The sequence below is a fragment of the Streptomyces sp. NPDC046931 genome (assembly GCF_040644655.1).
Lineage (GTDB): Bacteria > Actinomycetota > Actinomycetes > Streptomycetales > Streptomycetaceae > Streptomyces.
The window spans coordinates 271,882-295,514 of sequence record NZ_JBEYWX010000008.1; the positions used below are offsets into that span (position 1 = coordinate 271,882).

Sequence of the window (23,633 nt, forward strand, 5' to 3'; positions counted from 1 at the left end):
GAAGCCCTCTGTCTCAGCCCGATGCCAGGCCGCGAAGGAGCACAGCCAGTGACTGTTGCGGGCTCCGTCCCGCGGTGTCGACGACGACGCGCTCGCGGTCCCACGGCTCGTACTCCCGGTCGACGACCTGCTGCCAGGCTGGCAGCGGCAGACCCGGAATGCCGGCCGACCGCGAGGTCACACGGCGCCGGTGCTCCGCCGGATCCGAGCACACCACCTCCACCTCGACGACACGCGCGCCCGTCCCGGCGGCCGTGTCCCGCCAGGCGTCACGCGTCACACTCAGCGGATTGACCGATTCCGTGATCACGGTCAGTCCCTGCCGCAGATGTTCCCCGGCCAGGGCATATCCGACGACGTAGCCCACGGGACCCACGGCGTGCCGGGCCACCCCGGAACGGACGATCGCCTGCTCGATCGTGTCGACCCGCAGATGCACCGCACCGACCCGGGCCGCCAGGAGACGCGCGAGCGTGGTCTTGCCGGTGCCGGGCAGGCCGCCCATGACGATGAGCACCGGATCATCCCTCCGTCAGCCGTCGCGACGAACCGCCGTACGCCTGGGCATTGCGCACGAAGAGCTCGTGCAGGTCGCGGACCGCCCGCGGCACGGCGCCGGAATGGCGGCGCTGCAGCACCAGCAGCACGTCGGTCGCATCCCGCGCGAGCGGCCGCACAGTGATCGCGCCCCGTCGCTCCAGCGGGTCGCCGACGACGCTGAAGTCCGGCAGCACCGTGGCCCCCAGCCCCTCGGCCACCATCAGCTTGCCCATCTCCGCGCCGTCGGTGGAGTACGAGAAAGACGGCGTCCGGCCGCGCAGCAGCCGGTGCACGAAACGGTGCATCACATACCCGGACCGCATCACGATCAACGGCTCGGCCAGGAGACTGTCCGCGTCCACCGCATCCAGGGCCGCCAGCGGGCTGTCCGGACGCACGCAGACCACCGGCCGCCCGCAGAGCAACTCCGTCGTCTCGAAGCCGGGCGGCAGGTCGTCGCCCCGCAGGTAGTTCACCAGTCCCAGGTCGAAGGCGCCCTCCAACAGCCCGCGGTGGATGTCGGCATGCTGTGCGCCGACCAACTCCACCTGGGTGACCGGGTGCGAGGCCCGGAACTCGCGCACGGTCGGGATGACCAGCGGCACGGTAGCCGTGTTCACCGTGCCGAGCCGGACCATGCGGCTGATGCGGTGCTGGTCGCCGGCCGCGCCGCGCAGCCGGTCGACCGCGTCCAGCACGCTCATGATGTGCGGCAGCAGCTCGCGTCCCTCGTAGCTGATCTTCGCCCCGGACCGCTTGCGCTCCAGCAGGTCCACGCCGAGCTCGCGCTCCAGATTGCGTACGGTTTCGCTGAGCGCGGGCTGGGACAGGTGCAGTTCCTCGGCGGCGCGCCGCAGCGAACCGAGCCGCGTGACGGCAGCGATGTATTCGAGCTGTTCTATACGCACGAAAAGGAGACTGCGCCTTCCCCGGACCGGGTTCAAGGGAATCCCTGTCACAACCTCGTGAATACCGACTCTCACCATGTGGAATCACCACCGGGCATTCTTGACCGGCCGGACTCCCTCCTGGTTCGATCGGTGCATGAAGCGACAGGACCTCACGCGGCGACGCCACGTCGACCTTGCGCGTGTCTCCAGCGCCTTCTGTCGCTGTCGAGCCTGAGCGCACCCGAGGGAAACCCTCCCACCCGCTCCCTCTGTGACTTCCCTCCGTGAATTCCGGTCCCGGCTTGTTTCCGTCGTGACGACGGACTGCCCGGATACGCCGCTCCAGCGTGCCTGAATTCCACGGAGCTCATTCGTCCTGCCCGCGCAGCATTCTCCTGCCAGGAGTTCCCATGCCCGCATCCTCCGCACACCCCGGATCCGACCCCGTCCGCTTCGCCTACTGGGTCCCGAACGTCAGCGGCGGCCTGGTCACCAGCACCATCGAGCAGCGCACCGACTGGGGCTACGACTACAACCGCGAACTCGCCGTCCTCGCCGAGAACAACGGCTTCGACTACGCGCTCAGCCAGGTCCGCTACATGGCCGGCTACGGCGCCGAGTACCAGCACGAGTCGACCAGTTTCAGCCTGGCCCTGCTGCTCGCCACGCAGCGGCTGAAGGTCATCGCCGCCGTCCACCCCGGCCTGTGGCACCCGGGCGTCCTCGCCAAGCTCGGCGCCACCGCCGACCACCTGTCGAACGGCCGCTTCGCCGTCAACGTCGTCAGCGGCTGGTTCAAGGGCGAGTTCACCGCGCTGGGCGAGCCCTGGCTGGAGCACGACGAACGCTACCGGCGCTCGGAGGAGTTCATCCGCGCCCTGCGGAAGATCTGGACCGAGGACCACGCCGAACTCGCCGGGGACTTCTACCGGTTGCGCGACTTCTCCCTCAAGCCCAAACCGCTGAACACCCCCGAGCGCCCGCACCCGGAGATCTTCCAGGGCGGCAACTCCACCGCCGCCCGTGCCATGGCCGGCCGCGTCTCCGACTGGTACTTCTCCAACGGCAAGGACTTCGACGGCGTCACCGAGCAGATCGCCGACGTCCGTGCCTCCGCCGCCCAAGCGGGAGGTACGCCGCCGAAGTTCGGCCTCAACGGCTTCCTCATCGCCCGCGACACCGAAGCCGAAGCCCGCGAGACGCTCCGCGAGATCGTCGCCAAGGCCGACACGCAGGCCGTGCACGGCTTCCGCGACGCCGTACAGCAGGCCGGTCCGTCCACCGCCGACGGCAAGGGCATGTGGCAGGACTCGAGCTTCGAGGATCTCGTCCAGTACAACGACGGCTTCCGTACGGGTCTGATCGGCACCCCTGAGCAGATCGCCGAGCGGATCGTCGCCTACAAGCGGCTCGGCGTCGACCTCTTCCTCCTCGGCTTCCTGCACTACCTGGAGGAGGTCGAGTACTTCGGCAAGCGGGTGCTGCCCCTGGTGCGCGAACTGGAGGCACGGGAAGCCGCGTCCGAGCCCGCCGCCGCCCACGCCTGACCCCGGCCCGCACACGAAACGACGAACCGAAAGGTCCTCCCATGGCCACTGTCCTGTCCGTCTCCGGAAGCCCCTCGGCCACCTCCCGCACCGCTCGGCTGCTGCGCCATCTGGACGAGCGGCTCATCGCGCAGGGGCACGAGGTGATCGCGCTGGACGTACGCACCCTGCCTGCCGAGGCGCTGCTCGGGGCCGACTTCGCTCACCCGGCGATCATCCGCACCACCGCCCTGTTCGAGCAGGCGGACGGGGTGGTGATCGGCACCCCTGTCTACAAGGCCGCCTACTCCGGACTGCTGAAGTCCCTGCTCGACCTGCTCCCGCAGTACGCCCTGGCGGGCAAGACGGTCCTCCCGCTGGCCACCGGCGGCACCACCGCCCACGTCCTGGCCATCGACTACGCCCTGCGCCCGGTGCTGGCCTCCATGGGTCCTGCGCACATCACACCGGGCTGGTTCACGCTCGACAAGGACATCACGGTGGGCGACGACGGCACGCTGACCGTCGCGCCCGGCTCGGCCGAGGCCCTGGCGCAGGTCACGGACCAGTTCTCGGCCGCGCTGGGCGGCCGTACGACGCTGCTGGCGGCCGCAGGATGAGCGTCGCGCACGTCATCGCGGATGACGCCGAGGCCCTTGCCGTGGCCGCGGAGCTGGCCGCGGACTTCCGCGAGGGCGCCGCCGAGCGGGACGCACGGCGCAGGCTCCCGCACGCGGAGCTGGAGCGGCTGTCCGCCTCCGGACTGCCGGCCGTGACCGTGCCCGCCCGGTTCGGCGGCGCGGACGTGCGTGCGGACACGCTCGCCGAGATCTTCCGGCTGCTGGCCGCAGCCGACGCAAGCCTCGCCCAGATCCCGCAGAGTCACTTCGTGTACATCAACGTGCTGCGCAGGCAGGGGACCGACGAGCAGCAGAAGTTCTTCTTCGCTGAGGTACTGGCCGGCAAGCGGTTCGGCAACGCCCAGTCCGAGGCGGGCACCCAGCACGTCCAGGACATCCGCACCCGTCTCGCCCGGCTCCCGGACGGGTCGTACGTCCTCGACGGCGTCAAGCACTACTCCACCGGCGCGCTGTTCGCCCACTGGATCCCGGTCCTCGCCCGTACCGAGGACGACACCCTGCACGTGGCGTACGTCCCGCGCGACGCGCCCGGCCTCACGGTCGTGGACGACTGGGACGGCATGGGCCAGCGCACCACCGCCAGCGGAACCGTCCGCCTGGAGTCGGTGCCCGTCCCGGCCGACCGTGTCGTGCCGCACCACCTCACCTTCCGGGGGCCACAACTCCACGGCTCCGTAGCCCAGTTGCTGCACGCGGCCATCGATGCCGGGATCGCCTCCGGGGCGCTGGCCGAGGCGGTGGGGTTCGTCCGTACGAAGAGCCGCCCCTGGTTCGAGAGCGCCGCCGAAGGGCACGAGAGTGCCGCGGAGGATCCGTTGCTGATCCAGCGGTTCGGCGAACTGGCGATCCGAGTACGGGCCGCCGAAGCGCTGCTGCGCGAGGCCGCCCGCGCGGTCGACGACGCCCGCGCCGACCTGACCGACGACTCGGCCGCTGAGGCCTCGATCGCGGTGGCCACGGCCAAAGTGACCGCCGCCCAGGCCGCCGTCGAGGTCGCCGACGCCCTCTTCGAGGTATCCGGCACCCGCTCCGCGCTCGACTCCCTGAACCTGCACCGCCACTGGCGCGACGCGCGCACCCACACCCTGCACGACCCGGCCCGCTGGAAGGTCCAGCACATCGGCCGCCATGTGCTCAACGGCACCAGGCCGCCCCGCCACGGCCTCCTCTGACAACCAACCTGATCGCACTCCTGATCGGAGACGCCGCGTGTCCCTCATCTTCCACTGGTTCCTGCCCACCAACGGAGACAGCCGCCACGTCGTCGGCGGCGGCCACGGCACCCCGGCCACCGCCTCCGGCCGGGACCGGCCGCCCACGGTCGCCTACCTGAGCCAGATCGCCCGTGCCGCCGAAGACCTCGGCTTCGTCGGAGCGCTCACCCCGACCGGGGCGTGGTGCGAGGACGCGTGGCTGACCACCGCGATGGTCAGCGAGAACAGCGAGCGCCTGAAGTTCCTCGTCGCCTTCCGCCCCGGCTTCGTCGCGCCCACGCTCGCGGCGCAGATGGCCTCCACCTTCCAGCGGCAGAGCGGCGGCCGGCTTCTGCTCAACGTCGTCACCGGCGGCGAAAGTCATGAGCAGCGGGCCTACGGCGACTTCCTCGACAAGGACGCGCGGTACCGCCGTACCGGCGAATTCCTGGAAATCGTCCGGGGACTGTGGGAGGGCAAGACCGTCGATCTGCACGGCGAGCACCTGCGGGTCGAGGACGCGAGGCTGGCGCGCCTGCCCGATCCGATCCCCGAGGTGTATTTCGGCGGATCCTCGCCGATCGCGGGCGAGGTCGCGGCACGGCATGTCGACGTCTACCTCACCTGGGGAGAGCCACCCGCGCAGGTCGCCGAGAAGATCGCCCGGATCAGGAAGCTCGCCGTGCAGGAGGGGCGCACGCTGCGCTTCGGCATCCGTCTGCACGTCATCACCCGCGACACCTCCGAGCAGGCCTGGGCGGAGGCCGACCGCCTTTTGGCGGGCTTCGACCCGGAGACCGTGCGGGCCGTCCAGGCCGGCCTCGCCCGCAGTGAGTCGGAGGGGCAACAGCGGATGCTGGCCCTGCACGGGGGTGGGAGCCGGGACGGGCTGGAGATCCACCCCAACCTGTGGGCGGGCATCGGGTTGGTGCGGGGTGGGGCGGGGACCGCCCTGGTCGGCAGTCACACCGAGGTTGCCGAGCGGATCAAGGAGTACGCCGCGTTGGGGATCGAGGAGTTCGTCTTCTCCGGCTATCCGCACCTGGAGGAGGCCTACTGGTTCGGCGAGGGCGTGCTGCCGAAGCTTCAGGCGCAGGGTCTGTGGCAGCACCCGTACGGGCAGCAGGCGGCCCCCTCGGCCCAGGTGCCCTTCGCCGGGACCGGGACCCCGAGTTGACCCACGTGATCGCGGCGGAGACCAAGGCCGGGAAGGCCGACATCGCGAACTCGCCCTCTCACCCCGGAGGCGGGCTGGGCGTGCGAGTCTCCTCCCCCCGAGCGCACGATGAAGACAGGGGCACCCGGCACCGCGGGCCGGACGCGGACCGCGGTCGGCATTCTGGAGGTCGGTCATGGCCGACGTCGGTTCCCTTGCATCGTCCCGGACTCCCGACACGCTCAAGCCCGGCGGGATCGAATCGGAGAGCCATCCTTGGAGGATACGGCTGGTCGAGCATCCCAAGCGCTTCGAGTCGTCGTTCTTCCGCGCCGCCAAGAAGACGGCGCGGAAGATTCTCGACGAGATGAGTGACGCGGAACTGCCCTACGGGCCCCGGCCCGCCGGCTCCGAGCACTGGGAGATGCATCACGGAGGCAGCCTCTGGGCCAAAGGAGAGGGCGGCTGGCGGATGTACCGCGCCCGGGTGGGCATCGAGTGGAGCATGCAATTCTGCGCCGAACCGGCGAAGGTCGATCGGCTCCGGCAGGAGGCGGCCGAACTCGTCGATGCCTTTCCGCTGACTCTGCCTGCCCTCGCCGAGCTGGAGTACGAGGAGGCCGAGGACCTGCTGCGCACCCCGATCAGGAACGCGGACGGCGTGGAGGCGTGGACCGATTCCCTGTTCAACGCGTGCGTGCCCATGAGCCACGGCAACCACCAGGGCATCCTTCCCAAGGTGCCCGGCGAGCACCACTATCCCTGGCCCGTCAAGGGCGCGGACTTCGTCCGGTACGACGACTTCCAGCTGTGGGTGACCCTGCCCGACGGCACCCACGGCGCCGTGGCCCCGGTGGACCGGCGGGGTTCCGGAGACGGACACGTCCGCCTGGTGCATGTCCCCGAGGGCAGCGAAGCGGCGGACACCCTGGCCGAGGCGCAGGACCAGGGGCTGATGGCGGTCCTGCCGCCGAACAGCTCCGCCGCGCTCCAGGCCTTCGCCGAGCAGATCGCCCCCGGACGACGCACCGCGGCCGGTACACCGGCCACAGGCCGGACACGCCGGAACGGCCGGGGCTCCCGCTGAGCCGAGACGATCCGCGGCGCCGGTCGAGGACGACGCGCGGCCACGGGGCGCGGAGTTGCAGGCCCCTGGTGGCGGGCGGAAACTGATGACATGGCACGCGTGCGCGTGGATCGCGCGGTCAAGCCGGATTTCTCTCCCGGATTTCCCCTCGGGATTTCCTGTCCTTACGGGTCACCCCCCGGGCGGGCGGCGCGGACCAGATGACGATCACGCAGTTCGTCGACCACTTCAAGTCCATGATCGGCACGCGTGCCGCCATCCGCGGAAAGCGCGAGCGTCGGGCGGATGAAAAGCGCGAGCGTCAGGCGGATGAGGTGCGCTACCGCTACCCGCCACCGATCGGAGCACATCCCATGACCGACGACATCCGCGGCTTCTCGCTCAGGTCCGTTGCCACGACGCCGTGTGCGATCGTGCCACCGCATCTGCTCAACCGGCTGGCCCGGGCCGAGGACCCGGCCGTGCAAGAGCCTGCCCGCCGCACCCTTGCGCTGGACGCGGCACAACGCGTTCAACGGAGGCTGACGGCCGAGCTCGGCCCGACCGCCGTGCCGTCGGTGCGCTTCCCCGATCACCCCGAGCGCACCGTCTGCGACGTCCAGCACCGGCAGGAGCTGCCCGGCAGACGCATACGGGGAGAGGGTGAGCCCGACGTACCGGACACCTCCGTCAACCATGCCTACGACGGCCTCGGAGTCACCTTCGACTTCTATCTCCAGAGCCTGTCCCGCTTGTCCATCGACGGGGCCGGTCTCCCGCTGGACGCCAGCGTCCACTTCCGGCGGGGCTACGACAACGCCTTCTGGGACGGTGAGCAGATGGTCTTCGGCGACGGGGACGGGCGCATCTTCGGCGACTTCACCCAGTCGCCCGACGTCATCGGCCACGAGCTCACGCACGGCGTCACCCAATACACCGCCAACCTGGAATACGTCGGCCAGTCCGGAGCCCTGAACGAGCACCTGTCGGACGTATTCGGATCCCTCGTCGAGCAGTACGCCAAGGGTCAGACCGCCGAGGAGGCGAACTGGCTGATCGGAGAGGAACTGCTGCGTCCCGGTGTACAGGGCGTCGCTCTGCGCTCGATGAAGGCGCCCGGCACCGCGTACGACGACGATGAACTCGGCAAGGACCCGCAGCCGGCCCATATGGACGACTTTGTGCAGACCTTCGCCGACAACGGCGGCGTGCACATCAACTCGGGCATCCCCAACCACGCTTTCTACCTCGCCGCGATGCAGCTCGGCGGCAGTGCTTGGGAGCTGGCCGGCCGTATCTGGTACGACGTGCTGACCAGTGGCGCACTCCCTCGCGACGTCGACTTCGCGTCCTTCGCCGCACTGACGGCGGACGCCGCCGCCGCCTACGGGCCGCAGGAGCGTAAGGCGGTGCTCGAGGCATGGGACGCGGTCGGCGTATCCCCGGAGTGAGCCGGTCAGGGAACGCATTGGTGTAGGCGGTACGGAGGTATCCGGATGGTGATCCGACGGATCACCGTCGACGATGGTGCTCGAGCCCTCGGCACAGCGCCAGGTCTCCTGCAGCCGCTGCGGGGATCGGATGGTCCGCGACATCAGCGCGGGACACGTACCGCAGGAAGCCGGCAGGGGCTCGTCAGACGGCGCTTCACCCGTGCAGCGCCCCGGCGACGGTCGAAGGAGACACCCGGTGGGTCAGGTCCTCTTGGGTCGCGGTGATCGTCGGCGCGGCCGGTGCATCGCGCGCGGCTCGCGGCGTCGGAAGGTGATCAGGTGAAGCCTCCACCCCGGTCCGGCGGCGGCTCGCATCCGCGGGTGCGACGGGTACCGACGATGAGAACCAGGCGGTCACGGGTGGCCGTGGTGGTGATCCTGCCGGTCTTCCTCCTGACGACGCTCCTGCTGGGTTGGTTCGGCATCCAAGATCTCAGTGAGGCCCTGACGTTCCCGGGTCGCATCACCGGTGCCGTCCTCGTCGTGGTCTCGATCACCACGTTGTTGGGCGCTGCCGCGGTCGTGGACCACTGGTTCTGGACCACCTTCGCCTACTCCGGCCTGGTCGCTCTGATCGGCGCGATCGCGGCACTGCTGACCAACGCCATGCTCCTCATCGACGTATTGCACAACGGGGAATCCGCGCTCTTCACGGCGGTGTTGGCCATGCTCACGGCGGGGTCGGCATGGGCCGTCTACGTGGTGTGGCGGACATCGGTCGTGATCCCGGCTCCGAAGCGGGTGGCCGCGGCGCTGATCGTCTCCTCGGCCATCGCGGTGGCGAATTTCGGCTACCAGAGCCTCTATCAGCCGTCCCAGCGCGGGGGCAAGCCTCTCATCAAGCTGACCATGGGGACGCCTGTGCTGAATCAGGACCGTAAGGCATTCGCCGTGCCGGTCGACATCAGTCTCGAGAACCACAGTGATGTGGGTTTCTACGTCCTCGGCACAGAAATCCATGCCATGGGGGAACGGGTGCCGTTGAGCGTCAAGGATCGGCTCCGTGAGCAGTGGCGAGCCGATGCCCAGCAGTGGAACAACTTTCAGGAGAAAAACCCGCTCTCCCGCAGGGAGGTGCACCAGCCGGGCGAGTTGGTGGCCGCGCAACCCTGGATGCCCTCCGGGGGGTGGGTCGAGGCGAACGACGCCTTTTCCACCCGAATGGTTGTGCAACTGCCCATCGACACGCCGTACGACCGGGTCGCGTTCTACGCCTCGGCCAGCTTCGCGCGCAAGGATCGGCTCGGCCTGGCGACGCTTCGATTCGAAGGGTACTCCTGGGGTGGTGGCCGTGTTCCCAAGTGGCTGAAGAGCCAGAACGTCGACGCTGTCGTCTACCGCGGCAGGGTGCACGAAAACAATGCGATCGACAAGTATACGAGGGAACCCCGTTACGTAACCGTCTATTGGAGTTTCGGCACGCATGGCGCAAGCGTGACGACAGTCATCGCTCGAAAGGGCGAGGAAGAAAAGGAAGACGTCCGGCCGGAGTTGGCGAGCCGGTACGGTGTTGTCGACGTCGGCACGGGCCCGATCGAACGGACGCTGTGGGACATCAAGAAGTCCCGGTGATGACCGGCATGGCCGCGTCGAGCGCGCGGGACCGCCGGTCCCCTCGCTCCAGCCACGCCACGAGGGCGAGAGAGCCGTTCAGGCGATCCCATGAGTAGGGGTCCCCCATGCCGAGCTGTGCCTCCCTCACCGCCCGGCACAGCGTGTCGACGTCGAACATCTCCGCAATCAGCGGGTGTCTCGCGGAGCGGCAGAGGTCGATGAGTTCGTCGCCGTGTGTCCGCAGGCCGCGGGCGTAGAGCTGGTTGAAGGGGATCTTGACGTTCCGGCTGCGGATCCGGGGCGGGAGCAGATCTGCCATGGCCTTGCGCAGAACGGCCTTCGGCCGGCCCGGAAGGAACGTGGCTTCGGCGGGGAGGCGGCGCATCGTGGCGACGACCTCCGGGTCGAGGAAGGGATGCGAGAGGAAGAATCCGTCCCGGCCCGCCCGGCGCCAGGACAGCGGGTCGGGAGCGGCGAGGTAGTTGGCCGCGTCGTAGAGGGAGCGTTCCGGTTTGCGCCCGAACATGAAGCGGCTCTCCGCGATGCTGGCCTCCCGGTAGCCGTGGACGCGCGCGAATGCGGGTCGCAGCCATCGGGGACGGGTGAAGTTCCCGAGGCCGCCGAGCACCGTTCCGCGGTGGCGGACGAGCGCTGCGATCCGTTCGGTCGCCAGGGGAAGAGCCGGCCGCACGACATGGGCGCAGACGACGTCCCACACGCCTTGCCCGCCGCCCGCGGCCCAGGCGCGTGCCTGCTTCGTCATCTGCCGCAGCTGTCCTGTGCGGGCCAGCCTGTGCAGGTGAAACGGGTTGGCGTCCACGATCGGGTCCGCCCCGCAGCCGGTCAGGAGAGTGTCGCAGCCCAGTTCCGCCGCGGCGGCATGAAGCCTGCTCCAGAACGGGGCGCGGAAGGCGTGCGCATAAGGCTCGTCCGCGTCTCCCGCGTGGTCCTGGAAGTCGTCGAAGTCGGCCACGTCCTCGACATCGACGATCACCGGGCGGGCTGCGGCCGCATGACGGCGGATCTCCTTCATCGCCTCGTCCAGGTAGGGCTGCTCTCCGGCCAGTTCCCCCCTGCCGAAGCGCCCGGCGATCAGGACAAGGTCCCCGGAGCGGCCCAGTCCCGCGGCCACCAGACGCGCCGCAAGCAACGCGATGCTGGTGGAGTCGGTGCCGCCGGAGACATGACACGCCGTCATCCTGCCCATACGGCGTCCGACGGCGTTCTCGAGCGCGAGGCGCAGGTCCTTGGCGGCGTCGCCGAGGCGTAGGTCTTCCGCCACCGGCACCCACTGGGCGTGGGCCCGGCGGACGGGGAGCGCTACCCGGCCGAGCATCTGCCCGGTGATCGAAAGCTCCACCACCTCGCCGCCGAGAACCCGATGCACTCCGGTGAAAGGGGTGAGTCCCGTGTGCTGTTGAACCATGTTCCCGGTCAGATACCGGCAGAAGTAGCGAGGTTCCGGCTCTGCTCCGACGCCCAGGCGGCGCGCCGAGGTGCTCACCGCGCTCACCCGGCCGCCGGACTCCCTGAAGAACAGAGGGATGCGCGCCTGCTCGTCCCGCATCAGCAGGATGCGGTCGCGGCACACCAGGACAGCCGCGTAATCGCCGGTCGGCAGGCACGGTGCGGCTCCCGGTCGGCTGAAGTCGTCGAGGAGGCCCCGCGCGCCGGCAACGCGGCCTTCGACCGAGCCGACCCAGCCGACGACCGCCGCCGTGCCGGCCCGTGAGGAGACCGTCGTCACGAGCCCCTGTCGCGCCATGGGCCCCGCCACCGAGAGTTTCGCCGAGCCCCCGGCCCACTCGAGGCGCAGTGCTTCCACGTCACCGTCCTCCCCCGTCGATCGAGAGGACGGGCGTGAACGCGTGTCCGCGCGGATCGGCGTCGGGGATGCACCGGTCTGCCGAAGACGTCCAGGCGTGCAGGGCGAACGGATGCTCGCGTACACCGACGTGAAGCACGGCCTTAAGGCCACGCCGCCGCAGCAGGACGAAAGCCGTCACGGCCTCGGCCTTGCAGTCGTCGTTGACGAACCAGCTTCTCCGGCCGTGTGATTCGACTGCTCGCTTGAGTCGTGCGACATCCCGCTCGGAAGGAGTGTCCGCACGTACGTAGTCCGGGGCTGCCACGGACAGCAGCCGAAGGACGCGTCCGAATCCCATGGTCCGGATGAGCAGATGCACCGCGCGCAGCCAGAGCCCGACCTCGGCGTCCGAGTACCCCTTTTGGCGGGCCGTCGCGCACCCGGCCCGAACAAGACCGGTGACGAGGTCGGCGCGTTCCTCAGAGCTGCCGTCAGCGAATTTCCGGAGGTCCGCCGTCGCCATTCCAAGAAAACGCGTCCGCTTCCAGTCCGCGATCAGCGCTCCGCCGGACATCCTCGTGACACGGCAGTGCGGTGACAGGATCCGCGTCATGGCCACCAGCGCATCGACGTCCTCCGCCACCGCACGCCCTCCCTTGTGGACGGTGTCAGGACATGTATCCGTGACCGTCGTAGTGGCCGCCGCTGAAGCCCCGGATCAGACGGCCGTTGCCCAGAAGGACAAGTCCGCGCGGCACACGACGTCGCAGCAGTCGGAGAAACATCGCATACCTCCAAGACTCAGGCGGTACTGGTGCTTTTCAGGCTACCTTTCGCCGTCCACCCCGCAACCGGACTCCGGGGATCTGTGGCCGAGCGGTCAGCCCTCCGTGCGAGCGGGCAGCCGCCATCCCGGGCGCGGGAAGTGGCAGGTGTATCCGTCGGGGTAACGCTCCAGGTAGTCCTGGTGCTCGGGCTCGGCCTCCCAGAAGGGGCCGACCGGCTCGACCTCGGTGACGACCTTGCCCGGCCACAGTCCGGAGGCGTCCACATCAGCGATGGTGTCCTCGGCGATCCGCTTCTGCTCGTCATCCACGTAGTAGATCGCCGAGCGGTAGCTGAGGCCGATGTCGTTGCCCTGGCGGTTCCTGGTGCTCGGGTCGTGGATCTGGAAGAAGAACTCCAGGAGCGTGCGGAAGTCGGTCTTCTCGGGATCGAAAAGGATCTCGATGGCCTCCGCGTGGGTCCCGTGGTCACGGTACGTCGCGTGCGGTACATCACCCCCGGTGTATCCCACGCGGGTCGCCGTCACGCCCGGGAGCCGGCGGATCAAGTCCTGCATCCCCCAGAAGCATCCGCCCGCCAGCACGGCCCTCTGCGTCTGCCCTGCCATTTCGGTCCCTCCGATCTCTGTGGCCTCGGCCACTGTCGCCGCCCGGCTCGCACACCGCCGGCATCGCATGCTCTCGCACTTCCATCAGCGCGTGAGGGGCCAGAACAATTCCGTACCCGTCCAGCCGGTCCCGCGGTCGGCTGCCTTCGCGGGGGTGGGGCGGTCGTCGGCCGCCGCCCGCGGCCGTCCCACCCGGCGGGTAGGGTCTGACGCAGGCTGGGCACCCGGTCTGCACGATCATGAGCGGCCCAGGAGAGACGGTGCGGCAGGAGCACGGCAGCCCGGACGGCGAACTGCGCTACCGCAAGGTCGCGGCCGAGCTCCGCGAGGCGATCATCGCAGGCGAGTACGCCACCGGTGCGAAGCTGCCTCCCGAGGGGACGCTCGAGCGGTGCCCGTCGGGGGCTCAGACCACCTCGACGGTGGGCTGCCCGTCGGTCTCGGCGACGGCCACCGTCGCGACCCGCAGCCCGTCGGGCAGGGAGTCGATCTGGAACAGCTTCTGCCCGGAGCGCGGATCACGGCACTGCGCGCACGGGCAGTTGTCGCGGAGCCAGGTCACCGGCAGATCGGCGATCGGGTGGCTGGACAGGGCGGGCATGGTCACTCCTCGGGGCAAAGTTGTATAGCCAACTTCTCCGACCGTCACAGGCGGACACGTCCGTGAGGTGTCCCTGACGTGGTGGCGGGCCAAATCCCGCCACCGCGAGGAGCCGCTCAGGCGTTCTGGTTCTCGGGGGCGTCGACACGGACGGTCGAGGTCGTCGAGACGGGCGGCCGACGGGGAGGGCCCCCGGTCGGCTTAGACGACGGACGTCCGGCTCGCGCCCGTCCCTGCCGACCCGGCCGGCGTCGGGCAGGATGTCACCCGTCCGGCGGAACTCGCGTTCGTCCGGGCCGCAGCGCGTCCGGAGGGGCAGGCGGCATCCCGTCGGGAGACGGTCGTCCCCCACGCCCCGTCACCGGGGCTGCCAGGGCGGCTTCTTGAGGGTGTCCGCGGGGTCGGCCTTCGGGTGTCGGCGGGGGAGCGCCACCGTGCGCGTCTTTACCTCAAGGTCGCTGTCATCGGGCACTCGACACGCGGGTCGCTCGGTAAAGGATTAGCGTGGAACGCGGACGCGCCGGTCAGGGTCACAGCAGACCGGAACCCCGGCCCGATTCCGGCGGGCCGGGGTTCTCGTTCGTAGGGGTAACCGCGAGTGACCATGTCAGTCGTGGTCAGTACCCCTTGTCGAAATCACGGCGCACGACACGGAAGCTGGCCACCACGCCGTTCCGGACCTTCACGCCGCCACGGACGCGACGGGGGACCAGACCGTTGCTGGAGCTGTGAGGACCGACCGTGGCGATGGGAGCGCCGTTGTCGCAGGTCGCACCGTTGAAGACCTCCACAGTCCTCTTGCTGTCGTTGCGAACGTTGATGCTGTTCGCCCCGAGCCCACTGATGACCACGATGCAGCCCTGGTCGTGGGCGTTGTACTCCCGCTCGTTGACGTAGATCTTCTTCTCGTAGTGCTTCTTCTTGTCGTTGTTCTCGTTGTCCTCGTCCTCGTCGTGGTCCCCGCCCTCGTTGCCCTTGGAGTTGTTGTCGCCGTAGTTGCTGTTGTTGTTGCCGTTGTTGCCGTTGTTGCCGTTGTTGCCGTTGTTGCCGACGCTGCCGTTGTTGCCGCTTCCGTTGCTTCCGTTGCTTCCGTCGGGGTAGGCAGGGGCAGCCGGCGCGCCCGCCGCCGGAGCGGCGGCCGGGGCGGCGGCGGGGGCCGCGGCAGGGGCGGGGGCCGCGGCCGCAGCCGCCTGGGCCGGCTCGGAGGCGGCGTTGGCGTAGGTGATGCCGGTCGCCACCAGAGCAGCGCCGGCCGCCAGCGCGGCGGTCACCACAGTGGAACGCGTTGCCATGTTGTTTCTCCTGTCTGAGAGACGTCGGCTGTTAGCCGATGCGAGATTGAACGTACAGATCATCTTCTTGTATGTCATATCAGACATACTGAAAATATTATGAACAATCCTTTTGGAGTACGTTTAATGCGCTGACGCGCCGTCATTCGGGTCGTTCAGCCGAGATCCAGCGTGGGCCGCCCGCGGGCCGGTCGCAGGTCGGTCGCGGACCGAATGGGTGTCAGGTGACGTCTTATCGGTTCCTTATGCACCGTTAACTCCCCTCGCTGCAAAGCGGATTGCGGCCGTCGTCACGGGAGGCGGACCGGTGGCGCCCGCAGCGTGCGGACGGGTGGACCGACCCGATGGCCGTACGCCCGGGTCGTCAGACGGAGCCGTCGGACGACGGGCGCGGCGAACGGGTGAACCGCTCGTGGCCCGGCGTGTCGCGTCTCCGGCCGGCCGCGACCAGGTGACACGCCGACAGGCGGGGTGTGAGGGGCGCTCCTATGCTGACCTCGAGGCCCGTGGCCTGCGTTCTGCGCAGAGCCGCGGGTCCGCTCACGGTTGGAGGCGGCCCATGGCGCGTGTGTGCGGACGGTTGCGTAAGGGGGTGGCGATCGCCGCTGCGCTGGGGACGCTCGGACTGCCGGTCGTGGTCGGAGCCCTGTGGGGAGCCGTTCGGGGGGTGGCGGAGGTCGGTCCCACCGCCGTCGACGTCGCCGTACCGCATGTACCCGGTTCCGCGTCACCGTCCGCCGCTGAGGCATCCGTCCTCGAGGCGGGGATGAAACGGCAGCTCGATGCGGCCGTTCGGCGGATCATGAGGGAGGCGCACGTCCCCGGCGTGACCGTGGGGCTGTGGACGCCCGGCAAGGGCAGTTACGTACGCTCGTTCGGAGTCGCCGACCGGCGCAACGGCGTGCCGATGACACCGGGTCTGTGCATGCGGATCGGCAGTGAGACCAAGACCTTCACCGTGACGGCGCTGCTCCAGTTGGCCGACCGGGGCAGGGTGTCCCTGGACGACCCGATCGGGAGATACGTCGACGGTGTGCCGGGCGGGAGCCGGATCACCCTGCGCCAGCTGGCCGGGATGCGCAGCGGGCTGTTCAACTACTCCGAGGACAAGGGGTTCGTGAAGGCGCTGACGTCCGATCCGAGGCGGTCCTTCACACCTCGGCAACTGCTCGACTACTCCTTCAGGCACCCCGTACTGTTCCCGCCCGGACGGAAGTTCGACTACTCCAACACCAACCTGATCCTGCTCGGCCTGGTGGTGGAGAAGGCGAGCGGTCAGCGGCTCGGGGACTTCATCCGGCAGAACATCCTCCAGCCGGCCGGCCTGGACCGTACGCTCTTCCCGGCCGATGCCGGCTTCCCGGACCCGCATGCCCAGGGGTACACGAACCAGACCGCGAGCGGGAAGGTCGAGGACGCGACCGACCGGAACCCCTCCTGGGCCTGGGCGGCCGGTGCGATGATCTCCGATATGCGGGATCTGCGGGTGTGGGCGCGCATGGTGGCCACCGGCACCCTGCCCGACGGGACCACCCTGATCAGCCCGGCGCTCCAGAGGCAGCGGCTCGAGGTGCTTCCGACCGGCGTCCCCGGCGCCGGCTACGGACTCGGCATCTTCGACGTCAACGGCTGGATCGGGCACAACGGTTCGCTGCCGGGGTACGAGTCCTTGACCGTCCACCTCGCGTCGGAGCGGACGACGCTCGTGGTGCTTCTGAACACCGATGTCCGCCATGACGGGCAGGAGCCCGCCACCCTCTTCGGTGAGGCCGTCACGAAGATCGCCACGCCGGGGCGCGTGTTCCGTCTGTCCGTACCGCCGTCGGCCGGGTGAGGGCCCGCCGCGGTACGCCGCGGACAGCGCGCCCGGCGGTTCACGGGGTATCGAGGCGGCGGCCCCGCGTCGCGTAGGGGCTGCCCGTGCGTGGCTCACATCACAGCCGGCCGGGGGCGGAATGTGGAGCGGGGCTTCACATCTCCATGGCATGCTCACGACTTGTTACCCGTCGGTATCAACGGACCGCCGGGTGCTTTCGGCAACCCCCCACCACCTCAGGACAGGTCTTGCGTATCCGCAAGTGGCACCTGCGTGCCCTCATGCCCGCATTCACCGCATCCGCCCTCCTGCTCGCCACCGGCTGCTCGTCGGGGCCCGACCCTTCCTCCGGCTCCGGCGCGGCGCCCGCCGGGCGGGCCGAGGTGTCCGCCGCGGCGGCCCAGGACGCCGACCGGCCCCTCGCGGTCGCGGCGGCGCCCGCCGCCACGCCCACCGCTCTCGCCCGGCCGGGGGAGACCGGCGGACGGGCCCATCGCAGCACGCTCAAGGTGAGTTCGTACGACCGTCACACCCGACGGGCCGTCATCTCACACGTCGTCAAGACGAAGCCCCGGCCGTCCGGGTCATCGACGGCACCCGGGTCCTCCACGGCACCCGGGTCACCCACGGCAACCCCGTCCGGCACCCCGAGCCGTTCCGCCGAGCCCGGGCGGATCGCCGTCGGCGACGTCATCGCCAGCGCGCCCGCGCCCGGCGCCCCGGACGGCCTCCTCGCCAAGGTCACCAAGGTGATCGGGGAGAGAGGCGACGGCACCGAGGTGCAGACCGCGCCGACCACCCTCGACACCCTGCTCGGCGACGACAAGGCCAAGGGCACGGTTCCCGTCGACCCCTCGTCCTTCGACGTCGAGCGGCTGCTGCCCGATGTGAAGGTCTCCTGGACCAGGACGGGGAACATCCACGCGGGGCCCGAGGGCGCGAAGGTCCCGCTGGGCAGCCTGCGCGTCGACCTCCGGGCCGACGTTCCCACCCCCGTGGGCGCCCCGGTGTCGGCGGACGCCACCGTCGCCGGGTATGTGCAGGTCGCGCCCGAGGTCGACTTCTCCTACGGCGGGGGCGGCTCCGGCAGTGCCAACGCACAGGCCGGGCCCGCCTCCGCGTCTCTCGGCGTGTCGGGCGACTGGACCTCGCAGTGGTCCCTGAAGGGCCGCGCCGCGGTCTCCGCCAAGCCGGTGCGGGTGCCGTTCGCGAAGCTCCACGCCGACCCCGTCCTCCAGGTCGGCCCGATCCCGGTCGTCGTCAACCTCGACCTGACCTGCTACTACCAGATCAGCGGCGACGGCAGTGTGACCGTCGCGGTGGAACAGGACCTCAAGGGCGACTTCAAGGCCGGCGGCACCTTCGCCCCGGGCAGGGGCTGGACGCCCGTCAACGAGTCCACGATGACGAGCACGCCGGTGCGCACGTCTCTCACGGCGGCGGGGAACGTCAAGGCGGCGCTGGGCGCGCAGGCCACCGTCGGTCTGTACGGCGCGGTGGGCGTCACCGCCGACCTGGCGCCGTACCTGCGTGGCGAGGCGTCGCTCGCGGCGAGCGCGGCGGCCGCTCCGGGGGCACGGCCCACGGCCGCCGCGGTGGGGTCGTGGGCTCTGTACGGCGGCGTCGATCTGACCGGCGCGCTGCAACTTCAGCTGTCCGTGTTCGGAACGCCCGTCTTCCAGCGCACGATCCCTCTCGGTGCGCTCCACCGTGAGTGGAGGCTCGCCGGCGGCAGCGTGTAGCCGCCCTCTCCGTCCCACGGGACGTTCCGCCTCGCTCCGGGACGGGGAAACGGAATTCCCGGCCCTCGGCACGGAAACGCTGGGCGACGTGAGATCACGCCTCGTGATCGGCAACGTCAGCACGGAGGTTTCCATGATTCGTCGGACCCTGCAGGGCGGCCTGCTGGCCGCGGTCACGATGCTTGCGCTCGTGCCCGCGGCCGCGGTCGCCGCGGAGGGCGACCGGGCCACCCCGGCCACGGTCGTCACGACGGTCGCGCAGCGCCCGGACACGCTCCCCGCCGCCGTCCGGCACATGCCGGCCCGGCATCGCGCCCACCGCTCCGCCGCCTGCTACCGCTCCATCCGCCACGGGCGCCACGTACGCCACCTTCCGCTCAGCCGCGTCGGACACCCCGGCTACGCCTGCCACATGCGTCACATCCCGCGCACGACATACCCGCACCGCATCCACCACGGCACGGGCATGGCGTACCACCACCGCATCGGTTACGCGGCGTACCGGCACCACACGAACCAGCACCACACATATCGGCAGCACGCGTGCCGGCGCCACGCCTATCGTGTGGCCGGACGTGTCGTCACACGCCATGCTCCGCTGAACATCCGCTCCGGCCCCGGTATCGGCTACCGCGTGTTGGGACACCGCCACGCCCACGGCCGGGTGTTGCTGGTCTGCCAGAGGAGCGGCTCGTACGTCCACGGGAACCGGGGCTGGTACCGGCTCGTGGGCGGCAGGGGCTATGTCTCCGCGCACTACGTCCGCACCCGGGTCGCCGTGCCCTGGTGCTGACGCACCGCTTCCCTCCCTCCGAAGGAACGGCCTGCCCGTCACCTGTGGGTGCCGGGCAGGCCGTCGGCGCGTCCCGAACCCGCAACTCACCTTGTTCATACCGGTTTCCATGTGTGGCGGCACCACGGTTCCGGGAACACATCCCGACAACCGAGGGCGAACCGCCCAAACCGGGATCGGCGTTGGGGGACAGGTCATGCGACAGCCTCGAGGATCCAGACCGTGAAGACCGGCGCAGCACGGGCGGCGGAGCCGGACGGACCGTTCGTGACGGAGCTGCGCGGCCTGAAAGAGCGCACCGGTCTCAGCCTCGCGGCCCTCGCGGCGCGCACCCCGTACAGCAAGTCCGCCTGGCACCGCTATCTCAACGGCGCCCAGCGGCCGCCCCGTTCGGCCGTGGAGGCGCTCGCCTCTCTCGCCGGCGTCGACCCGGCCTCCGTGCTGGCCCTGTGGGAGGCGGCCGAACGCCCGCATGGCCCGGACGAGCCCTCGCACGACGGCCCCCCGCGGTCCGTCCGGCGCCGGCGGCTGCCGCTGCCGGCCCTCGCCCTGGTCGTCGCGGTGGCCGCGGTGGCTCTCACCCTCGTCGCGGCACACCGCTCCGGGGCGCCGACCGGCCGTCCCGCCGCGGCCTCGCCCCGCTGCCGGGGCATCTCCTGCCAGGGGCGGCTGCCCGACGTCTCCGCCTGTGACCGGGACGCGCAGACCAAGAGCGCGGTCCGCGACACCGCCTACGCGGTGCGCCTGGAGTACTCGCCGTCCTGCGGTGCCGCCTGGGCCGAGGTCCAGGCGCGGGCCACGGACGCCCGCGTCATCTCCGTCCGGTCGGGGCGGGATGTGCTCTCCGCGGCGTATCCGGGAGACGGCACCGCCGGCTCGAGCAGTCCCATGCTGGCCGTGACTTCACCCGAAGGGGTGGAGGCGTGTGCCGAGGTGGACGGCACGGTGGCGTGCACCGGCCTGGATGCGGAACCCGCCGGGGTGCGCTGAGCGGATGATCGGCCCCGGCCGGACGCCGGGAGTGCGCCGTGTCAATACTTTTCCCTTGGCGAATGTCCTACATGTTGTAGGGTTTGGCTCGTCCGTCCGGCCGGTCGGTGTCGGCCGGCCCGTTGTCGCCGATCGGGGGATCCGCGTGCAGGAGTCCGACGAGCCGTCGACCGTGGCCGGCCCGGCCTTCGAGCGGATGGTGGACCGGGCGCTGGACTTCCCGGAGGTCGCGGCCGCGATCGACGCCACCGGTGCCTCCCGTGCGGTGCTGCGCACGAGGGCCCTGGAGGCGCGCGCCCGCATCGTCGGTGTCGCCGCCGCCGAATACGGCCACTACCTCGCGCTGCGGACCGCCACCGCCCACCGCCACGCGCCCGCCGCGGACGGCGACGGTAGGGGCGCCGGCGATCCGAGTCACGCCGCTTCGATCGACGACGACCGTACGAAGAAGGGGATCCTGCCCGTCCTGGCGGTGCTCGTGCCCAGCCTCGGAGCCGCGGCCACCGGTGTCTTCCTGCTGTGCGGATTCGGGGTGCGGGCCTTCGCCGTGCGCCCGCACATCGGCGACGGGCTCGTGATGGCCGGGGTGATCGCCGCCGCCGTGACGGCGGGAGCGGCACTGGGGGACCTCGCCTGGATCCTGGTGACGGGCGCGCGGGGCCGATCCGGCCGCGGTGGCGACGATCCCGCAGACCGTGATCCCGAGGTGCGCCGGGCTCGTGAGGCCTGGGAGGACGCCGTGCTGGAACGGGGAGTCGTGCCGTTCCTGCTCCAGGGAGTGCAGGCGGCGGCCGCCGATCCGGCGCGCGTGCTCCAGGGGCGTGCCGTGGGCGCGGAGGAAGGCGCTCAGTAGTCGACGCCGTGCGCCTGCCCGGCCCGACCGGGGCCGCAGGGGTGGACCGGTCCTTGCCTTACTCCTACTCTCATCAGGGTCCCCCGTGCCCCTACGGAATGTAGTGTCGGTAAGAGTGCCCGGGAGAACCAAGGGCAGACCGTCCCGCCCCCATGTGTCCGCTTCCGTCCACGCCGGTCGCTCCGGCCTCTTGTCAAGGTGAGTCATCGCGGTGCCCGCACAGCAACAAGCAGTGATCCCCCAGCAGCGCGCCCGGCATCCACAGGGCACGTCGAAGGGGCGACCGCCGCTCCTCGCACGCCTGCGTCCCGGGGCGGCCGCCGCCACGGTCTGGTACCTGCGGCTGCAAGCCGTGCTGAACATCGTGGCGGTCCTCTCGCTGCCCTTCCGCGAAGAGGTCCACGAGCACAACGTCGGTGAGTTCTTCACCCCGTACCTGGCCACCGCCGGACTGGTCTCGGCGGCCCTCGCCCTGTTCCTGGCCCTGGTGATGCGGCGCCGGAAGCGGGCCGCATGGATCTTCAACATGCTGCTGGCCGGGCCCCTCTTCGCGCTCTACGTCCTCGCCCTCACCCAGGACGACTACCGCCGCCACGTCTTCAACTGGATCTCCGCTCTGCTCACCGGCCTGTTCGTGGCGGCGCTGCTGATCGGCCGCAGGGAGTTCCATGCCGTGGGCGACCGCTCCAACCCCCGGCTCGCGCTGGCCGTGGGCGCCTGCGGCATCCTGATCAGCGGCGGCGTCGGCACGCTGCTGGTGGACGCCACCAACAAGCTGGCCGGCGCCTCCCTGACGGACAAGATCGCGTACACGCTGCTGCGCGGCGTCAGCGTCGGCCCGCTCGCCGACCGGATCGACGCCGTGCACGCGCCGCGCTGGGTCGACATCACCATCAACGTCCTGATCGCGGTCACCTTCCTGCTCGTCCTGTACGCCTGCTTCCGCGCGCCCCGCGGCCGGGAACTCCTCGGCGAGGCGGACGAACAGCGCCTGCGCGCCCTGCTCGCCAAGCACGGCGAGCGGGACTCCCTCGGCTACTTCGCGCTGCGCCGCGACAAGGCCGTGATCTGGTCCCCGACCGGCAAGGCGGCCATCACCTACCGGGTGGTCGGGGGCGTCACCCTGGCATCCGGCGACCCGATCGGTGACCCCGAGGCATGGCCCGGCGCGATCGACGAGTGGCTGGCGGAGGCCCGCCGGCACGCCTGGACGCCCGCCGTCATGGGGGCGAGCGAGGAGGCCGGCACGATCTACGCCCGGCACGGCCTGGACGCCCTCGAACTGGGTGACGAGGCGATCGTCGAGGTCGCCGACTTCAGCCTCGAGGGGCGCGCGATGCGGGTCGTGCGGCAGGCGCACAACCGGGTTCGCCGAGCGGGCTACACCGTGCACATCCGCCGCCACGGCGACATCCCCGAGTCCGACATGGCCGCCCTGATCGAGAAGGCCGACCACTGGCGCGACGGCGGCGGCGAGCGCGGCTTCTCCATGGCCCTGGGCCGCCTCGGCGACCCGGCCGACACGAACTGCGTGATGCTGGAGTGCCGCGACGACCAGGGCGAGCCCCGGGCCCTGCTCAGCTTCGTCCCCTGGGGCGAGCACGGGCTGTCCCTGGACCTGATGCGGCGCGACCGGGGCTGCGAGAACGGCCTCATGGAGTTCATGGTGATCGAGCTGCTGCGGCGCGCCCCCGAACTCGGCATCAAGCGGGTGTCGCTGAACTTCGCCATGTTCCGCTCCGTCTTCGAACGTGGCGCACGCCTCGGTGCCGGACCCGTCCTGCGGCTGTGGCGCTCGGTGCTGACCTTCTTCTCCCGCTGGTGGCAGATCGAGTCCCTCTACCGCGCCAACGCCAAGTACCGGCCGGTATGGGAGCCGCGCTTCCTGCTGTTCGAGAAGAGCAGCGACATCCCGCGCATCGGCATCGCCAGCGCCCGCGCCGAGGGATTCCTGACCGTGCCGAGCCTGCCGTCCCTCTTCCGCCGACGGCATGTCGCGGCCGACGGGCAGGGGCAGCCACCGCTCGCGTACGACAAGAGTCATTGAGCGGCAAAGTTCCGGGCCCGGGGTGAGACGGGGCGCGCGGGGCGACGTACAGCGGGGGAGGGGCTTCGGCCCCCCGCCGCGCCGACCGTTCCTCCCGGAGGTACCCCGCCCGTGACGATCGTCAAAGCACCCCCGGCGCCGGTCAGGCGTGCCGGAGTCTGCCGAGTTCGCGCCGGAATCTCACATCGACCCCCCGAGTTTCGGTAACTTTGAGTGTTGAATCAGTGGCGTGAAGTCACG

At 70.4% G+C, this 23,633-nt stretch carries 21 protein-coding genes; 14 read left to right on the forward strand and 7 right to left on the reverse strand.

The features are described 5' to 3' along the window. Window positions 1–13 precede the first annotated feature (13 nt). Together ABZ876_RS17675 and ABZ876_RS17680 are read right to left on the reverse strand one after the other, a co-directional pair. Window positions 14–517 carry an AAA family ATPase gene (locus tag ABZ876_RS17675; RefSeq protein ID WP_361781267.1) on the reverse strand — a complete coding sequence of 168 codons (504 nt, stop codon included), beginning with the start codon at window positions 515–517 and terminating at the stop codon, window positions 14–16. 4 nt (window positions 518–521) lie between these two features. Next, complete coding sequence (locus tag ABZ876_RS17680) at window positions 522–1,448, reverse strand: LysR family transcriptional regulator (protein ID WP_361781270.1); 927 nt, start codon at window positions 1,446–1,448, stop codon at window positions 522–524. Between the two features lie 136 nt (window positions 1,449–1,584). Between ABZ876_RS17680 and ABZ876_RS17685 the strand changes: the two genes are divergently transcribed. From ABZ876_RS17685 to ABZ876_RS17720, 8 genes are all read left to right on the forward strand, one after another. After that, entirely contained in the window at window positions 1,585–1,665 is an 81-nt protein-coding gene (locus ABZ876_RS17685) for a putative leader peptide (RefSeq protein WP_361690182.1), read from the forward strand. A 175-nt stretch (window positions 1,666–1,840) separates the two neighbouring features. Beyond that, window positions 1,841–2,977: a dimethylsulfone monooxygenase SfnG gene (sfnG, locus tag ABZ876_RS17690; protein ID WP_361781273.1), complete on the forward strand. Its 1,137-nt coding sequence runs from the start codon at window positions 1,841–1,843 to the stop codon at window positions 2,975–2,977. Window positions 2,978–3,018: 41 nt separating this feature from the next. Further along, complete coding sequence (gene ssuE / locus ABZ876_RS17695) at window positions 3,019–3,576, forward strand: NADPH-dependent FMN reductase (RefSeq protein ID WP_361781276.1); 558 nt, start codon at window positions 3,019–3,021, stop codon at window positions 3,574–3,576. Beyond that, window positions 3,573–4,769 (forward strand): SfnB family sulfur acquisition oxidoreductase, encoded by a 1,197-nt coding sequence (locus ABZ876_RS17700; protein WP_361781279.1) that lies wholly within the window; start codon window positions 3,573–3,575, stop codon window positions 4,767–4,769. The genes ssuE and ABZ876_RS17700 overlap by 4 nt, the downstream gene beginning before the upstream one ends. A 37-nt stretch (window positions 4,770–4,806) precedes the next feature. Next, window positions 4,807–5,967, forward strand: a complete 1,161-nt coding sequence (locus ABZ876_RS17705; RefSeq protein ID WP_361781282.1) for an LLM class flavin-dependent oxidoreductase — start codon at window positions 4,807–4,809, stop codon at window positions 5,965–5,967. Window positions 5,968–6,142: 175 nt separating this feature from the next. Then, entirely contained in the window at window positions 6,143–7,033 is an 891-nt protein-coding gene (locus ABZ876_RS17710) for a DUF6424 family protein (protein ID WP_361781285.1), read from the forward strand. A 353-nt stretch (window positions 7,034–7,386) separates the two neighbouring features. Continuing rightward, on the forward strand, window positions 7,387–8,463 hold the full coding sequence (locus tag ABZ876_RS17715) for a M4 family metallopeptidase (protein WP_361781347.1): 1,077 nt from the start codon (window positions 7,387–7,389) through the stop codon (window positions 8,461–8,463). Between the two features lie 402 nt (window positions 8,464–8,865). Beyond that, window positions 8,866–10,077 (forward strand): hypothetical protein, encoded by a 1,212-nt coding sequence (locus ABZ876_RS17720; RefSeq protein WP_361781288.1) that lies wholly within the window; start codon window positions 8,866–8,868, stop codon window positions 10,075–10,077. On the opposite strand, the gene ABZ876_RS17725 is transcribed toward ABZ876_RS17720, so the two are convergent. The 5 genes from ABZ876_RS17725 to ABZ876_RS17745 all read right to left on the reverse strand — a co-directional run bounded on the left by ABZ876_RS17725 (window position 10,061) and on the right by ABZ876_RS17745 (window position 15,152). Continuing rightward, window positions 10,061–11,884, reverse strand: a complete 1,824-nt coding sequence (locus ABZ876_RS17725; RefSeq protein ID WP_361781291.1) for an asparagine synthase-related protein — start codon at window positions 11,882–11,884, stop codon at window positions 10,061–10,063. The genes ABZ876_RS17720 and ABZ876_RS17725 overlap by 17 nt on opposite strands. A 1-nt stretch (window position 11,885) precedes the next feature. After that, window positions 11,886–12,509, reverse strand: coding sequence for a lasso peptide biosynthesis B2 protein (locus ABZ876_RS17730; protein WP_361781294.1), 624 nt, complete (start codon window positions 12,507–12,509; stop codon window positions 11,886–11,888). A gap of 237 nt (window positions 12,510–12,746) precedes the next feature. Beyond that, on the reverse strand, window positions 12,747–13,259 hold the full coding sequence (gene msrA / locus ABZ876_RS17735; RefSeq protein ID WP_361781297.1) for a peptide-methionine (S)-S-oxide reductase MsrA: 513 nt from the start codon (window positions 13,257–13,259) through the stop codon (window positions 12,747–12,749). A 406-nt stretch (window positions 13,260–13,665) separates the two neighbouring features. Then, a complete protein-coding gene (locus tag ABZ876_RS17740; protein ID WP_361781300.1) occupies window positions 13,666–13,860 on the reverse strand; it encodes a gamma-butyrobetaine hydroxylase-like domain-containing protein in 195 nt (64 codons plus the stop codon). A gap of 617 nt (window positions 13,861–14,477) precedes the next feature. After that, window positions 14,478–15,152: a hypothetical protein gene (locus tag ABZ876_RS17745; RefSeq protein ID WP_361781303.1), complete on the reverse strand. Its 675-nt coding sequence runs from the start codon at window positions 15,150–15,152 to the stop codon at window positions 14,478–14,480. Between the two features lie 559 nt (window positions 15,153–15,711). Here ABZ876_RS17745 and ABZ876_RS17750 point away from each other — a divergent pair. The 6 genes from ABZ876_RS17750 to ABZ876_RS17775 all read left to right on the forward strand — a co-directional run bounded on the left by ABZ876_RS17750 (window position 15,712) and on the right by ABZ876_RS17775 (window position 23,393). After that, window positions 15,712–16,986: a serine hydrolase domain-containing protein gene (locus tag ABZ876_RS17750; protein WP_361781306.1), complete on the forward strand. Its 1,275-nt coding sequence runs from the start codon at window positions 15,712–15,714 to the stop codon at window positions 16,984–16,986. Between the two features lie 263 nt (window positions 16,987–17,249). Continuing rightward, window positions 17,250–18,710 carry a hypothetical protein gene (locus ABZ876_RS17755; protein ID WP_361781309.1) on the forward strand — a complete coding sequence of 487 codons (1,461 nt, stop codon included), beginning with the start codon at window positions 17,250–17,252 and terminating at the stop codon, window positions 18,708–18,710. Between the two features lie 133 nt (window positions 18,711–18,843). After that, complete coding sequence (locus tag ABZ876_RS17760) at window positions 18,844–19,503, forward strand: hypothetical protein (protein WP_361781312.1); 660 nt, start codon at window positions 18,844–18,846, stop codon at window positions 19,501–19,503. A gap of 222 nt (window positions 19,504–19,725) precedes the next feature. Next, window positions 19,726–20,493 (forward strand): DUF2690 domain-containing protein, encoded by a 768-nt coding sequence (locus ABZ876_RS17765; RefSeq protein ID WP_361781315.1) that lies wholly within the window; start codon window positions 19,726–19,728, stop codon window positions 20,491–20,493. Window positions 20,494–20,638: 145 nt separating this feature from the next. After that, window positions 20,639–21,346 (forward strand): hypothetical protein, encoded by a 708-nt coding sequence (locus ABZ876_RS17770; protein WP_361781318.1) that lies wholly within the window; start codon window positions 20,639–20,641, stop codon window positions 21,344–21,346. A gap of 301 nt (window positions 21,347–21,647) precedes the next feature. Continuing rightward, entirely contained in the window at window positions 21,648–23,393 is a 1,746-nt protein-coding gene (locus ABZ876_RS17775; RefSeq protein WP_361781350.1) for a phosphatidylglycerol lysyltransferase domain-containing protein, read from the forward strand. The last annotated feature ends 240 nt before the right edge of the window (window positions 23,394–23,633 follow it).

Coding starts and splice junctions, on each gene's coding strand:
- ABZ876_RS17685 (WP_361690182.1), top strand. CDS start 1,585: ATGAAGCGACAGGACCTCACGCGGCGACGCCACGTCGACCTTGCGCGT.
- sfnG (WP_361781273.1), top strand. CDS start 1,841: ATGCCCGCATCCTCCGCACACCCCGGATCCGACCCCGTCCGCTTCGCC.
- ssuE (WP_361781276.1), top strand. CDS start 3,019: ATGGCCACTGTCCTGTCCGTCTCCGGAAGCCCCTCGGCCACCTCCCGC.
- ABZ876_RS17700 (WP_361781279.1), top strand. CDS start 3,573: ATGAGCGTCGCGCACGTCATCGCGGATGACGCCGAGGCCCTTGCCGTG.
- ABZ876_RS17710 (WP_361781285.1), top strand. CDS start 6,143: ATGGCCGACGTCGGTTCCCTTGCATCGTCCCGGACTCCCGACACGCTC.
- ABZ876_RS17715 (WP_361781347.1), top strand. CDS start 7,387: ATGACCGACGACATCCGCGGCTTCTCGCTCAGGTCCGTTGCCACGACG.
- msrA (WP_361781297.1), bottom strand. CDS start 13,259: ATGGCAGGGCAGACGCAGAGGGCCGTGCTGGCGGGCGGATGCTTCTGG.
- ABZ876_RS17740 (WP_361781300.1), bottom strand. CDS start 13,860: ATGCCCGCCCTGTCCAGCCACCCGATCGCCGATCTGCCGGTGACCTGG.
- ABZ876_RS17745 (WP_361781303.1), bottom strand. CDS start 15,152: ATGGCAACGCGTTCCACTGTGGTGACCGCCGCGCTGGCGGCCGGCGCT.
- ABZ876_RS17750 (WP_361781306.1), top strand. CDS start 15,712: ATGGCGCGTGTGTGCGGACGGTTGCGTAAGGGGGTGGCGATCGCCGCT.
- ABZ876_RS17755 (WP_361781309.1), top strand. CDS start 17,250: ATGCCCGCATTCACCGCATCCGCCCTCCTGCTCGCCACCGGCTGCTCG.
- ABZ876_RS17760 (WP_361781312.1), top strand. CDS start 18,844: ATGATTCGTCGGACCCTGCAGGGCGGCCTGCTGGCCGCGGTCACGATG.